This is a genomic window from Rheinheimera texasensis, from assembly GCF_964031785.1.
Lineage (GTDB): Bacteria > Pseudomonadota > Gammaproteobacteria > Enterobacterales > Alteromonadaceae > Pararheinheimera > Pararheinheimera texasensis_A.
Genome location: NZ_CAXIRE010000011.1, coordinates 50,705 through 64,582, shown reverse-complemented (window position 1 = coordinate 64,582; position 13,878 = coordinate 50,705). Strand labels below are relative to the sequence as shown.

Below are 13,878 nucleotides of genomic sequence, written 5' to 3'. Positions count from 1 at the left end.
GCATCATATGGATCAACTAACAAATATGAAAAAACAACGATCAGCCTGGTGCCGGATAGCGCTTGGATGCGTTTTGCTGAGTCTGGGTTCAGCGACGGCAGCTCCACTTTTGTATGACGTCAGGTATTCACCGCTAAGCACCGGTGAGACTGAAATTGAATTTGTGTTTGACGAAGCGCTGGGCAGCGCGCCGGAAGTACAGATTTATAACGAACCGTCGCGAATTGAACTCGTGTTCCCGGAAGCCGAATTCGAAGAAAAGCTGACGGACGTGACCATCGACAAAGCCGGCGTGAAAAACGCCCGCACTGAATTCTGGCAAAAAGGTATTAAGACCTCGGTGTTCCTGGAACATCTGAAACTGTATAAAACCCGCCTCGAGGGCAACACTTTTTATCTGCAGGTCAGTGACAGTTCGGTCAGCAAAGCCAAACCGGACGCCAATGCTTATATCAATAAAGTTCAGGCCATCGATTTTCGCCGTGGCGAAAAAGGCGAAGGCAAAGTGCTGGTGTTCCTGAAAGACAGTTCGGCGGCAGTCGATGTGCGGGAAAATCTCGGCAAAATTGTTGTTGAGTTTCATAACACCGACATCGGCGATGACTTGCTGTACCAACTGGATGTACTGGATTTTGGTACTGTAGTCAAAGGTATTGAAACCTTTAAAGACGGCGTGATCACCCGGATGGTGATTGAACCTACTGCAGCATTTACCTTTGCTTATCAGCAAGTTGATAACATTTTTAGCCTGAGCGTGGAAAAAGACGCCAGCGCCGGCAGCTTTATGCAGGGTGGCAAAGATTATAAAGGCAAAGCGATTTCACTGAACTTCCAGGACATCCCGGTCCGGACTGTGCTGCAAATCATCGCCGACTATAATGGCTTTAACCTGGTGACCAGCGATTCTGTGACAGGTAACGTCACCTTGCGGCTCGACGGCACGCCATGGGATCAGGCGCTCGACATAGTCCTGAAAGTGCGTGGCTTAGATAAACGCATGGACGGCAATATCCTGATGGTTGCACCGACAGACGAACTGGCAGAACGGGAAGCCAAAGAGCTGCAGGCACGGCAGAAAGTTGAAGAATTAGAAGCGCTGTATTCTGAATTTATCGCGGTCAATTACGCTAAAGCGGCCGACTTAGCCAAGCTGCTGGACGGTAAAGATACCTCGTTGTTATCACCACGTGGCAATGTGTCGGTGGATGAACGAACCAATACGATTCTGTTAAAAGACACCGCCAAAGCCATTGAAAACGTGCGGCGTTTAGTCGAACGACTGGACGTGCCGGTGAAACAGGTGCTGATCGAATCCCGTATGGTCACTGTCAAAGACAGCGTGGCGGAAGAGTTAGGTATTCGCTGGGGCTTCAGCGATCAGCAGTTAAATAAAGCGGTGTCTGGCACAGCCGCAGCAGCGGAATCTCTGACCAAAGGCAATATTCCGGCGCTGGACAGTCGTTATAACGTCAATTTGCCGGTTAGTACTGATGGCGCCGGTAAAATCGGTTTCCATATTTCCAAGCTTGGTGATGGTACCTTGATTGACCTGGAATTGTCGGCGCTGGAAGTGGAAAACAAAGCCGAAATCGTAGCGTCACCGCGCATTTCGACCGCCAATCAGAAAAAAGCCCGCATCGAGCAGGGTGTGGAAATTCCTTATGTGCAGGCGGCTTCCAGCGGTGCCACTACAGTTGAATTTAAAAAGGCGGTATTAAGCCTGGAAGTCACGCCGCAGGTCACGCCGGATAACAAAATTATCCTCGACCTGACCGTGACCCAGGACACTGAAGGCAAAGTGGTGCAAACACCAACCGGGAATGCGGTGGCTATTGATACCCAGCGCATTACTACACAAGTGCTGGTCGACAATGGTGAAACCATAGTGCTGGGTGGTATTTATCAGCAACAAACCATCAATACAGTGTCAAAAATTCCGGTGCTTGGCGACATTCCGTACGCTGGTGCCTTGTTCCGCCGTTCATTGGATAAAACCGAGAAAAAAGAACTGCTGATTTTCGTCACGCCAAAAATCATTAACGAAAGCCGTTAATAGCCGAAAGCGCCGGCAAGGCCGCAAAAGGGACAGCCAAAAGCCTGTCCCTTTTGAATTTTCGCTTGCGAAGGGCGCGCCAATACTGCCATAATTCAGCGCTTAAAATTTTCACGGGAGCTTTTTGGTCCTGACATCAACCCTCTTGAGTTAGCTGAATTAGCATTACGACATATGGCAGAGAAACGCAATATCTTCCTCGTTGGCCCAATGGGCGCAGGAAAAAGTACCATTGGCCGTCACTTAGCAGAAATGCTGCACCTTGAATTTTATGATTCGGATCAGGAAATCGAACGTCGTACCGGCGCAGACATTGCCTGGGTCTTTGATCTCGAAGGTGAGGCTGGCTTCCGGGTGCGTGAAGAAAACGTCATTGAAGACTTAACAGGCATGCAGGGCATTGTACTGGCAACCGGTGGTGGCTCTGTTCTGAGCCGTGAAACCCGTAATCGTCTGTCCGCCCGCGGTATCGTGGTGTATCTGGAAACTCCAATCGAGAAACAGGTTGCCCGGACCCAGCGTGATAAACGCCGGCCATTACTGCAAACCGAAGAAGCACCAAAACATGTACTGGAGCGTCTGGCAGCAGAACGCAATCCTTTGTACGAAGAAATTGCTGATTTCACTATCCGTACTGACGAACAAAGCGCCCGTGCGGTCGCAAACCAAATCGTCGAACAACTGGGTTTTTAATTACAGAAAGGGAGCTGGCGATGGAAAAAGTTGCGGTTCAACTTGGTCTGCGCAGTTATCCCATCCTGATTGCTCCGGCGCTGTGTCAAAGCGCCGCTGAGCAGCCCGAATTCTCCACCTTGTGGCAATACAAAAAAGTAGCGGTGATTTCAAATCCACTGGTCGCTGGTTTGTATCTGGACAAAGTCCGCGCTTTGTTTGGCCATGCAGAAGTCACTGAATTGCAGCTGCCCGACGGCGAAGCTTACAAAACTCTGGCGTCTTTTGAACAGGTCTGTTCATTTTTACTGCAACAGAAGTTTCCGCGCGACGGCTTGCTGGTTGCTTTAGGCGGCGGCGTGATTGGTGACCTGACCGGCTTTGTTGCGGCCTGTTATCAGCGCGGCACCGCATTTCTGCAAATTCCAACCACGTTATTATCCCAGGTCGACTCCTCAGTCGGCGGCAAAACCGCCGTCAATCACCCGCTTGGCAAGAATATGATTGGCGCTTTTAATCAGCCGCAGGCCGTGCTGATTGATACCGATATGCTGCAAACTTTACCGGCGCGTGAGTTCGCTGCCGGCATGGCTGAGGTCATCAAATACGGTTTGCTTGGTGATGCTGACTTTTTAGCTTGGCTGGACCAGCATCAGGGGCAAATTCAGGCCAAACAGGAACCGACACTGAGTCAGATGATCCGCCACTGCTGTCAAATGAAAGCGGATATCGTCAGCCGGGATGAGACTGAGCAGGGTGAACGTGCATTACTTAATCTGGGCCACACTTTTGGCCATGCCATTGAAGCCTGGCTCGGCTATGGTAACTGGTTGCATGGCGAGGCGGTGGCCGTCGGTATGCTGATGGCTGCCCAGTTGTCTGCCGCTCGTGGCTGGCTGTCTCCGGTGGATGTCAGCCGCATCCGCGCTTTGTTAGTCGCTGCCCAGTTACCGGTAAGCCCGCCAACGGGCATGACGATCGCAGATTTCCTGCCTTATATGAAAACCGACAAAAAAGTCAAAGCCGGCCAGATGCGCTTTATCTTGTTGCAGCAACCCGGACGTGCCATCATCGTCGATGACGTGACAGAACAAGAATTAATTCAGGTATTTGGCACCTTACATGGCTGATTTACATCAAAAACTGGCGACGCTGCAGGGCTTGTTGCCTTCGCAGCGTCAGTGGCTGGAACGGCTGGTATTCCAGCTTGAATTTAATCCATACCAGTTGATTTATCTGGTTGGCGGGCCAGGCTCGGGCAAATCGACCCTGACGCTGGCGATCGCTGATTTATTGTCCGATGAATTTAATCTGGCGTTGTTAACGGTAGAGCCTGAGCTTAGCGCCGGCAAAATCCGGCAGCATTTGCTGGAGCAATGGTTTGGCCACGGCAGCGTTACGGATAAACCTTTACTGAGCCTGATTGGCGATCGCGAAAGCCGGCAGCCGCTGGCCTTAATCCTCGATCAGGCCGACTTTTTACCGCAGGAATTGTGGGCTGAACTGGCCGACGTGCCTTGTCTGGTGATTGCGGCCGCTGAGCAGGCCGATGCCCATGCCGAACTGAATTTGCCGCTGGCGCCCGTAACGATGGAAGATGCCGAAATGCTGCTGGCCGACAGCGCATTCAGCACCCTGACTATTGCTGAGCGGCTGGCGCAGGCGCAAGGTAATTTGCATGTGCTGCTCAATCCGCAGCTGGCAGCCAAAGCCACACGACCAACTCATACCACAGTGAAAACCGCTTCAATCGCCGGCCCGTTATGGGTGTTTACCATCGGTATGGCGATTATCGTTGGCGTCGTGGTGTTTTGGTTCTGGACTGAACGCCAGCTCCAGCAAGGGCCTGCCATTGGTACTCTGACTTATCTTCCGGAAGAGCAGGAAGTCGCCACAGTGGTCGCGAACGTCAAAGAAGCGCCACCACCGCCGGCGCCTGAAAAAGCTGTGGTTGAGCAACTCGTTAATCAGTTGGAAAAGGCTGAACGCGGTACTGCCGAAGTGAAAGGGCTGGAAAAACCGGTTGATTTTACTGAACAGAATGTCAGCGCCACGCCAGTGACTGAGCCGGAAACTCCGACGGCAAACGCTGTGGCTGAACCGACAGCTCAGGCCGAGAATCCGCCTGAACCTGTGGCAGAACCCCAGCAGCCTGCCTCATCTTCGAACAGCGAGCAGCAAACGGCAGCTGTGGTACAAGCACCGGTTGAAAAACCTGTTGTGGCTGAACCAGAGCCGGATGATTTGGCCGCTGAAATCAGTGCCGACAGCACAACACCAGCGACCACGACTGTCTTGCCGGCAGAAGCGAATGTCGAAGCGGAAATGGCTGCAGAGACAGTCGTTGCGGCTACGCCAAAGCCGACCGTCAGTGAGCCGGTGGAAGATTTAGCCGCGGAAGCATCACAAGAACTACAAAGTGTCACGACAACGACCAGCAAACCAACCGGTGGTTATCGTTATGCTGAGTCTGAGTTGCTGTCGCTGTCTGGCGCGCAGTTTGCGTTGCAACTGGTGGTGTTTTCCAATGATTCTGCATTACAGAGTTTCCGCCAGACCTACGGCAATCTGCAAACTTATACTTATGAACGCAGCAAAGATGGTAAACGTCAGTTAGTGGTGGTGATGGCACCGTTCACAGATGCAGCTGCTGCCAAGGCGCAGGCCGCGCAGCTGCCGGCCCCGTTGCAGCAGGGATTCGCCAAACCGCTCAGTGATATCCATAGTGAAATCAGTACTAATTAATGGGCAGCTGCGTTGACTAAAGCCGTAAAAATTGTCAAACAACGCGCTTTCCTGAAATGGGCGGGCGGTAAATACAATCTGGCAGAGGCGATTCGTCAGCATCTGCCGGAAAGCGACTTGCTGGTCGAGCCTTTTGTCGGTGCCGGATCTGTGTTCCTCAATACTGATTATCCGGCGTATTTGCTCAATGATATCAATGCTGATCTGATTGGTTTATATCGTTTATTGCAAACGAAGCCGGATATGCTGATCCGCGCTGCTCAACAGTTTTTCAGCACGGAAAATAACGACAAAGAACGTTATCTGCAGTTGCGTCAGCAATTTAATCAAAGTGTCGATCCGCTGGAGCGTTCGCTGCTGTTTTTGTATCTGAACCGGCATTGTTTTAATGGCCTTTGCCGCTATAACCAGTCCGGGCTGTTTAATGTGCCCTTTGGTAAATACAAAAAGCCGTATTTCCCCGAAGCGGAATTATGGCGATTTGCCGAAAAAGCACAAAAAGCTGAATTTACCTGCCTGAGTTATCCCGAGCTGTTTGCGCGCCTGCCCAAACCGCCTACGGTGATTTATTGCGATCCGCCTTATGTGCCGTTATCTAAAACGGCCAGTTTTACTTCTTATGCCAAAAACAGTTTCACCTTTGATGATCAGGCTGAACTGGCGAATCTGGCTGAAGCGGCGCAGGCTGCAGGCCATACGGTGGTGATTAGTAATCATGACACGCCGCTGACCCGGAAAATCTATGCCGGTGCCGAGCTCGATTCGATTCAGGTTGGCCGTTCCATTAGCCAGAAGGGCAGCAGCCGCGGTAAAGTTGCCGAACTATTTGCCATCTACCGGCAGAAGTAACAGTTCAGGCCAACACAACCCGTACTATAAGCACCAAAGTCAGCACAAAAACAAAGGTCATGACCACACCGGCGATAATGTAGGGCAGAGGGCTTTGGGCCTTGAAGTCTTGTTGACGCTGTTGTTCGGATTGCACACCGACAAAGGCGCCGAACACTGCTTTGAGGATTTGTCTGAGTCCGGGCTTCTGGCCTGTCATCAGTCTGGCGCTCTGCTATTTACTTTCTGGCTGGCTATGCAGCCGGTTCAGCAATTCCAGTAAATCAATAAAATGAAACTGTGTGGAGCGGCTTTGGCCTTGCGCCCAGCCTAACCAGCTTTGTTGTGGGGTGTGCGTACATTGCAGTTGTAAACTTTCGATGCCTGAATCAGTGACTATGCGTTGCTGCTGACAGCTGGCAACCACAGTTTCAGTTCCTGTCCACTGCGAAGCAGCAAAAGCGATTGCCAGTGGCAACAGCAATAATGCGGATTTCACGAGCGTTTTTTGTTTCATCACTTCATCCATGCCAAGTTAACTGGTCGATTTTACGTCAGTGTAGATTTTGTCGCAACAAAAAAACCGGCGGCCAAAAGGCTGCCGGTTTGGACGTGGACAAAGGCTGTTTTTATTATGATGTTTTATCTTTCTGTTATCAGAAAGTCTTGCTCAAACTCAGTACTAAGCGGCCATCACACAGATTGCAACCCGCACTGCCTTCGATATTGGTGGAAGCAAATTTCAGCTGCACGGCTGAACCTAACACAGTAGTGCCTAAACCGACACTCCAGTCGAGATAAGCATCGCCCCGCAGTGGCCCTGCAGCGACAAAAGTGTTGTACTGGGCATTGTCTTCAAATTGGTTCTGACCTAAGTGTAATAACAGGCTCAGGCTTTCATGCAGCACATAGGTGTAGTCGGCGGACAAGTAATAATATTCGTTCACGCCGGTACCAAAATAGTCGTCAGAATAAGCAAAGCCGAGGACTAAATCTTTATAAATCAGCTTGGTATAGAATTCATTGAAGTTGAATTGATCAGTTTGGTTGTCGCCGTTCGGGTAACGGTATTGCATGGCACCGACGTCGATAGTCCAGTCTTCACTGATTTTGCCGGTCCAGCCGGCCAGAATATCCAGCTCCATCGAGCCATTGCCAAATTTGATGTTGGAACCCCAGGTCGACAGATAAAAACCAGAGTCGGCAGTGACGGTGAAACCACCTTGTAACGCCATGCCTTCGTTGGTCTGAGAGATACCACGGAATAAATAATCAGACACGTAACCAACGTTACCGGTCAGCGCGACCGCTTGTGCTGAACCTGCAAAACAGCTGGCGACTAATACTGCGATAGCGCCCAGTTTTTTTCCCTGCATCAACGAACTTGTTGTTTTAGTTGCCATTGTTTTCATTTGCTTTGCCCTTATCTTTGATGGTCGTGAAAGGTAATTCCATTTTTGTGCCATCAGTGAAAACTAATATAATTCAATAAGATAGACTTTATGCTTATATTCTGCCAGCTGCCAATGAGCAATAATGGTGCAGCCTTGCTTGTTTTTTGGGCGCTGTGTTTGTCGCATCGGTAGCAAAGCGGCTGCGTTACAATGTGAAATCGGCTACAGTGACGGCTTTGTGGCAGGCCCTGTGGCGTTGTGCGGGCTTTGCGGGAAAGGAGAGACGAATGTTACCGTTTTGGATTGCACCTTCGATTTTATCAGCAGACTTAGCCCGTCTTGGTGATGATGTGGCCCGGGTGCTGGCTGCCGGCGCCGATGTAGTGCACTTTGATGTGATGGATAATCACTATGTACCGAATCTGACGTTTGGCCCGATGTTATGTCAGGCGCTACGCAATTACGGCATCACTGCACCGATCGACGTGCATCTGATGGTGGAACCGGTCGACAGCCTGGTCCCGCAATTTGCCAAAGCCGGCGCATCTATCATTACTTTTCATCCCGAAGCGTCGCGTCATGTTGATCGCACTTTACAGCTGATCAAAGACGAAGGCTGTCAGGCCGGTTTAGTGTTTAATCCGGCTACGCCACTGAGTTATCTCGATTATGTGCTGGATAAAGTCGACGTAGTGCTGCTGATGTCCGTCAATCCGGGCTTTGGTGGCCAAAGTTTCATTCCGGCCACTTTAGACAAGCTGCGTCAGGCACGCCAGATCATCGACCAGAGCGGCCGCCCAATCCGGCTGGAAGTGGACGGCGGCGTGAAAGCCGACAATATCGCCGCCATCGCAGCAGCTGGCGCTGATATGTTTGTCGCCGGCTCGGCGATTTTCAGTCAGCCAGATTATCAGCAAGTGATTGCCGCGATGCGCACTGAACTGGCCACAGTGAGGCCAGCGTAATCAGACGCCTCGCCAGACGTGGCAAAGCCGGTTGAAGCAGTTATAATCGGCGCAATTTTTTGTTCGGACTGCCTGGCAGTTCACACACAGGACCTCAGATTTCATGCAGAAGACTTCGGCCAAACCTATTGTTTTATCCGGCGCCCAGCCGTCCGGTCAGCTGACTATCGGCAATTATCTCGGTGCGCTGCGCCAGTGGGACCGGATGCAGGACGACTATGATTGCCTGTATTGCATCGTGGATTTACATGCGATCACAGTCCGGCAGGAGCCGGCAGCGCTGCGCAGTGCCTCGCTGGACTCCTTAGCTTTATATCTGGCCTGTGGCATTGACCCAAAGCGTTCGGCCGTGTTTATGCAATCGCATGTGCCTGAGCACAGCCAGCTGGCCTGGGTGCTGAATTGTTACACCCAATTTGGTGAACTGAGCCGGATGACTCAGTTTAAAGACAAATCAGAACGCCATAACAACAACGTCAATGCCGGTCTTTTTACTTATCCGGTGCTGATGGCGGCCGACATTCTGCTGTATCAGGCCAATCAGGTCCCGGTTGGTCACGACCAGAAACAACACCTGGAACTGGCGCGTGACGTGGCGATGCGTTTTAACGCCTTGCATGGCGACATTTTTACCGTGCCAGAACCTTATATTCCGCCAGTGGCTGCGCGGGTGATGAGCCTGCAGGAACCGACCAAAAAGATGTCAAAATCGGATGAAAATCCGTGGAACTTCGTCGGTTTGCTGGAAGATCCAAAGATGATCAGCAAAAAATTCAAAAAAGCCATGACCGATTCGGAAGACCCGCCACGGGTGTATTTTGATATCGACAACAAACCAGGTGTCGCGAACCTGCTGAGCATCTTATCCGGTGTCACCAATAAACCGGTCGAAGCATTGGTCAATGAATACGAAGGCAAAATGTATGGCCACCTCAAAGGTGATGTGGCAGATGCGGTCATTGCATTGCTGGAACCGGTGCAGCAGCGTTTCCACGAACTGCGCAACGACCAGGCCACTTTAACGCAAGTGATGCAAGCCGGTGCCGCGGAAGCACGCCGTCGTGCTTCGGCGACGCTGTCGAAGGTTAATGAAGCCGTTGGTTTTGTGCTGCCTTAATCGATAAGATGTAAAAAGCAAAAGCCCCGCTCGCGGGGCTTTTGTATTTCTGCGTACTACCAGGTTGCTTACAAATAGGCTTTGCTAAAAGCTTCTTTCGATTCTTTGATATAAGCCCGGGCTTTTTTCGCGTGATTCTCCCAGGCGGCTTTATCGGCGCTGTCACTAAACGGGTTTTGTTCCGGTGCTATTGAACGCTCAAAGCGGTCGTAAAAGGTCAGGGCAGCAGCAGTAACCTGATTAAACCGCTCTTTGTATTCCTGTACGCTTTCCAGTTGTTCTGAGGTTTTCAGCAAATACTGCACCAGTTCGGTATTTTGTTCCCGGTCATGCAGTTGCTGCGCATGATTGGCGACATTTCCTGCAATTTCGCTGCTGATAGCGGCGCGGATGCTGTCTTCTTTACTCATCACCCTGCCAAAGTTTTCCTGGGTGCGAGCAAGGCCAGCATGCTGAATATAACCACGCAACTGTTTGTCCAAATCCTTGCGGTAGCTTTCTACCAGCTTTTGCATAGCGCCAAGCTCATTATCCAGCGCATTGACCTGCTGAAGTTCTTTTTCCAGCTCGTTGAGGAAACGCTCAGCGTTTTCGTATATTTTCAGGCCGTTTTGCTCGGCGAATTTGCGGTCTTTGCGGCTTAAATCCGCGTTCTCATAGTTGGACTTATCAAAAGCCGCCGCCAGAAAGGATTTAAAGGGCTCGGCAAATGCCGCATAAGCGCCACCTGTTACTACACTCAGGGTTGCTGTCGCCAGGTCGCCAAAAGGCTTCACCATCGAAGTTAACCGCGCTTGCTGCAGCGGCGAAGACACGCGTTTAGTGTCACTGATAATGTTACGAAACGAGGCGTACGCCATCGGATTGGACATCTTGTTGCGTTCAGAGCTGGCCAGCACCAGCGTGATACTGGCGTAAATTGCATTGGCGTATTCCAGATACTGGCGCTGCGTGTCGAGCTGCGCGGCGTAATTCTGCCCCAGACTCTTGAACTGTTCCGCCTGCAGCTCCGGGTTTTTGTTTTGCTTCAGCCGGTCCAGAATGCCGCTGACAATACGCTGTTCGTTTTTCTGCAAAGCCACATCAAGGCCAATCCGTTCAATGCTGACATCATCCAGCGCAATACCGCCATTGCTGCTTTCAATGTCTAAGCGGATAAATTTGCGGCCCGGGTCGTCAATTGAAATGCGGTGGGCCAGATAATCCGCACTGCTGGCCGACATTTCAATCAGGCCAATTTGTTGCCAGGGCGCGTCGGCTTTTAATGAGGTTGAGCTTAGGATATTGATGCGATAGCTGGTATAGGCGTTTTCCGGTTTGACCCAAAACTCCAGCATGCCAGGTTCAGCCACCAGCGCGGGCGTCACCAGGCTGGCACTGCCCCGGCTGCAGAACAGCGCCTGTTGCCCGCTGCGGGCCAGCTCGTGCTGCAACTGACAGCCATTTAAGATGTTCCAGCCGCTGTTGCCTTCAAAATCAGCTTTAAACACCGGCTGTGCCAGTGCACTACCGGCGAATGCCACAGAACTCAGGAACAGGGGGAGTACACGCATATCATCCTCAATCAGGCCAGTGGGTGGCGACAAGCTGCAGGCTGCCAGCTGCAGACTGTACCAAAGCTGAATCAAAGCAGCCACAAGCGCTTGCAGCGTTTTGGCTTTGATACGGCCAGAAAGGCTGCGCTGACCTCTGGTGCCTGCGTTGACATCAGCCAGCGAACCCGATAGAACAGAGTGATAAAAATCAAACAAAAACAAAAACTTTCAGACGGGGACAAGATGACTACACCAATAGCACCACAAGGCTGGCCACAGCGCCTGCTGTGGCTTGGCATTGCTATCACCGGTGCTGCCGCCGCCGGTGGTATTGCGCTAAACCGCGGCGAATCTATCAATGCGATTTGGTTTATCGTCGCGGCTGTTTGTACCTATCTGATTGGCTATCGCTTTTACAGTGCCTGGGTGGCCGCCCGGGTGCTGATGCTGGATGAAACCCGCGCCACGCCTGCCGAGCGCCTTGCTGATGGCCGCGATTATGTGCCGACCAACCGCTGGGTGGTGTTTGGCCACCATTTTGCTGCTATTGCCGGCCCCGGCCCTTTGATTGGGCCGACCTTAGCGGCGCAGTTTGGTTATTTGCCGGGTACCTTGTGGATTTTGGTTGGTAGCGTGCTGGCTGGTTGTGTGCAGGACATGGTGATCCTGTTTTGTTCTATGCGCCGCGATGGCCGTAGCCTCGGCCAGATGGCGCGTGACGAATTAGGCCCGGTCGGTGGTTTCGCTGCTTTGCTGGCGACTTTCCTGATTATGATCATCCTGATTGCGGTGCTGGGCCTGGTTGTCGTCAATGCGATGAAGCATTCGCCCTGGGCCACTTCGACTGTGGCGGCTACTATTCCGATCGCGGTGTTTATCGGCCTTTATATGCGTTATTTGCGACCGGGCCGGGTGCTGGAAGGCTCGTTATTAGGTGTGGTGTTGTTGCTGTTGTCGGTCGGTGCCGGCGGCTGGGTCGACCAACAGGCTGGCTTACGCGAATGGTTTAACCATCCGGGGTTACCGCTGGCCTTTGCCGTGATTGGTTATGGCCTGCTTGCAGCAATTTTACCGGTCTGGTTATTGCTGGCGCCACGCGATTATCTGTCGACTTTTATGAAACTTGGCACTGTGATCTTGCTGGCAGTGGCGATTGTCATTCTGCAGCCGGAAATTAAAATGCCGGCGTTGACCCAGTTTATTGATGGCTCTGGCCCTATCTTTGCCGGCAGCCTGTTTCCCTTTGTATTTATTACTATCGCTTGTGGCGCTATCTCGGGCTTTCATTCGCTGATCTCCAGCGGCACTACACCAAAATTGCTGGAAAATGAACGCGATATCCGCATGGTTGGTTACGGCGGTATGGCGTTGGAATCCTTTGTCGCCATCATGGCGCTGATTGCAGCTTGTGTACTGGAGCCCGGCGTTTATTTTGCGATTAATAGCCCGGCCGGTATTGTCGGCGCGACACCAGAAGCTGCAGTTGCGACCATCAGCAGCTGGGGTTTCCCGGTGACTGTGGAGCAAATGAATCAGCTGGCGGCGACGATGGGCGAAGCCACCTTATTTGCCCGCACCGGCGGCGCGCCGTCATTAGCGGTCGGGATGGCCAGTATTTTCGCTTCGGCTTTTGGTGAGCATTTATTGGCCATGTGGTATCACTTCGCCATTATGTTTGAAGCAGTCTTTATCCTTACGACGCTGGATGCAGGCACTCGCGTCGGCCGCTTTATGCTGCAGGATATGTTGGGGAATTTCTCACCGCGGCTCGGGCAAACCAGCTGGTATCCGTCGGTGGTGCTGACATCGTCGCTGGTCGTGGCCGGCTGGGGATATTTCCTGTATATCGGTGTGATAGACCCCAATGGCGGCGTGAATATTCTCTGGCCTCTATTTGGTATTTCTAATCAGCTGCTGGCCGCTATTGCGCTGACAGTTGCGACCTCTATCCTGATTAAAACTGGTCGCATCAAATACTTGTGGGTCACGGCGCTGCCGCTGTGTTGGTTGCTGATTCTGACGACGACAGCGGTGTATGAAAAAATCAGCAGCGCGGACCCGCGTATCGGCTTCTTCGCTGCTGCCAATGATTTGCAACACAAGCTTGATGCTGGGTTGTTAGCGCCAGAAAAAGCCGCGGTCGCACCACAGCTGATTTTTAATCAGCAGCTGGATGCCTGGCTCGCGATGTTATTTGTGGTGCTGTTATATCTGGTGGTGGGCGATATGCTCAGAATGGCCTGGCGACGCCAGCGTGGGCTCAGTATTTTGCCTTCATCGGAAACGCCGTACATCTCCAAAAAACCACTCCCGGTAAATGGAGTCAGCCAATGAAAACATTTATCAAAAGATGCTGGGCACTGCTACGGCAGTTGTCTGGCGATGATGCCTACGAGCGTTATCTGCGTCATCAGGCGCTGGCGCATCCGGGCGAAACGCCATTAGATCGTAAGAGTTTTTTCCAGCGTGAGCAGGACCGCAAATGGAATGGCGTAAAACGCTGTTGTTGAAATCAGACTTGGAGAAGTGGTGGCCCCAGCTGGGCGGAAATCGCTGTTAGCAAAGCACA

General features: G+C 51.9%; 13 protein-coding genes. 9 read left to right on the top strand and 4 right to left on the bottom strand.

Annotated features, from left to right (window positions below; genetic code table 11):
- Nucleotides 1–25 precede the first annotated feature (25 nt).
- From ABNT34_RS02665 to ABNT34_RS02645, 5 genes are all read left to right on the top strand, one after another.
- Entirely contained in the window at nt 26–2,053 is a 2,028-nt protein-coding gene (locus ABNT34_RS02665; protein ID WP_348728577.1) for a type IV pilus secretin PilQ family protein, read from the top strand.
- A 174-nt stretch (nt 2,054–2,227) separates the two neighbouring features.
- A complete protein-coding gene (gene aroK / locus ABNT34_RS02660) occupies nt 2,228–2,746 on the top strand; it encodes a shikimate kinase AroK (protein ID WP_031567217.1) in 519 nt (172 codons plus the stop codon).
- Nucleotides 2,747–2,766: 20 nt separating this feature from the next.
- On the top strand, nt 2,767–3,855 hold the full coding sequence (gene aroB / locus ABNT34_RS02655; RefSeq protein ID WP_348728575.1) for a 3-dehydroquinate synthase: 1,089 nt from the start codon (nt 2,767–2,769) through the stop codon (nt 3,853–3,855).
- The gene (locus ABNT34_RS02650; protein ID WP_348728573.1) at nt 3,848–5,470 is read left to right on the top strand and encodes an AAA family ATPase; all 1,623 of its coding nucleotides are present in this window, start codon (nt 3,848–3,850) and stop codon (nt 5,468–5,470) included. Before aroB ends, ABNT34_RS02650 begins: the two co-directional genes overlap by 8 nt.
- A gap of 30 nt (nt 5,471–5,500) precedes the next feature.
- Nucleotides 5,501–6,319, top strand: coding sequence for a Dam family site-specific DNA-(adenine-N6)-methyltransferase (locus ABNT34_RS02645; RefSeq protein WP_348728716.1), 819 nt, complete (start codon nt 5,501–5,503; stop codon nt 6,317–6,319).
- 4 nt (nt 6,320–6,323) lie between these two features.
- Here ABNT34_RS02645 and ABNT34_RS02640 read toward each other — a convergent pair whose 3' ends face one another.
- The 3 genes from ABNT34_RS02640 to ABNT34_RS02630 form a co-directional block, all read right to left on the bottom strand.
- On the bottom strand, nt 6,324–6,518 hold the full coding sequence (locus tag ABNT34_RS02640; protein WP_348728571.1) for a DUF2970 domain-containing protein: 195 nt from the start codon (nt 6,516–6,518) through the stop codon (nt 6,324–6,326).
- 15 nt (nt 6,519–6,533) lie between these two features.
- Nucleotides 6,534–6,815 (bottom strand): hypothetical protein, encoded by a 282-nt coding sequence (locus ABNT34_RS02635; protein WP_348728569.1) that lies wholly within the window; start codon nt 6,813–6,815, stop codon nt 6,534–6,536.
- 139 nt (nt 6,816–6,954) lie between these two features.
- On the bottom strand, nt 6,955–7,674 hold the full coding sequence (locus ABNT34_RS02630; RefSeq protein WP_348728567.1) for a TorF family putative porin: 720 nt from the start codon (nt 7,672–7,674) through the stop codon (nt 6,955–6,957).
- Nucleotides 7,675–7,979: 305 nt separating this feature from the next.
- Between ABNT34_RS02630 and rpe the strand changes: the two genes are divergently transcribed.
- Together rpe and trpS are read left to right on the top strand one after the other, a co-directional pair.
- Entirely contained in the window at nt 7,980–8,657 is a 678-nt protein-coding gene (gene rpe, locus ABNT34_RS02625; protein ID WP_348728565.1) for a ribulose-phosphate 3-epimerase, read from the top strand.
- A 103-nt stretch (nt 8,658–8,760) separates the two neighbouring features.
- On the top strand, nt 8,761–9,774 hold the full coding sequence (gene trpS, locus ABNT34_RS02620; RefSeq protein WP_348728563.1) for a tryptophan--tRNA ligase: 1,014 nt from the start codon (nt 8,761–8,763) through the stop codon (nt 9,772–9,774).
- A gap of 68 nt (nt 9,775–9,842) precedes the next feature.
- Here trpS and ABNT34_RS02615 read toward each other — a convergent pair whose 3' ends face one another.
- Complete coding sequence (locus ABNT34_RS02615) at nt 9,843–11,327, bottom strand: hypothetical protein (RefSeq protein WP_348728562.1); 1,485 nt, start codon at nt 11,325–11,327, stop codon at nt 9,843–9,845.
- A 225-nt stretch (nt 11,328–11,552) separates the two neighbouring features.
- On the opposite strand from ABNT34_RS02615, the gene ABNT34_RS02610 reads away from it, so the two are divergent.
- Nucleotides 11,553–13,643: a carbon starvation CstA family protein gene (locus tag ABNT34_RS02610; protein ID WP_348728560.1), complete on the top strand. Its 2,091-nt coding sequence runs from the start codon at nt 11,553–11,555 to the stop codon at nt 13,641–13,643.
- The gene (locus tag ABNT34_RS02605; protein WP_348728558.1) at nt 13,640–13,819 is read left to right on the top strand and encodes a YbdD/YjiX family protein; all 180 of its coding nucleotides are present in this window, start codon (nt 13,640–13,642) and stop codon (nt 13,817–13,819) included. The genes ABNT34_RS02610 and ABNT34_RS02605 overlap by 4 nt, the downstream gene beginning before the upstream one ends.
- Nucleotides 13,820–13,878 lie beyond the last annotated feature (59 nt).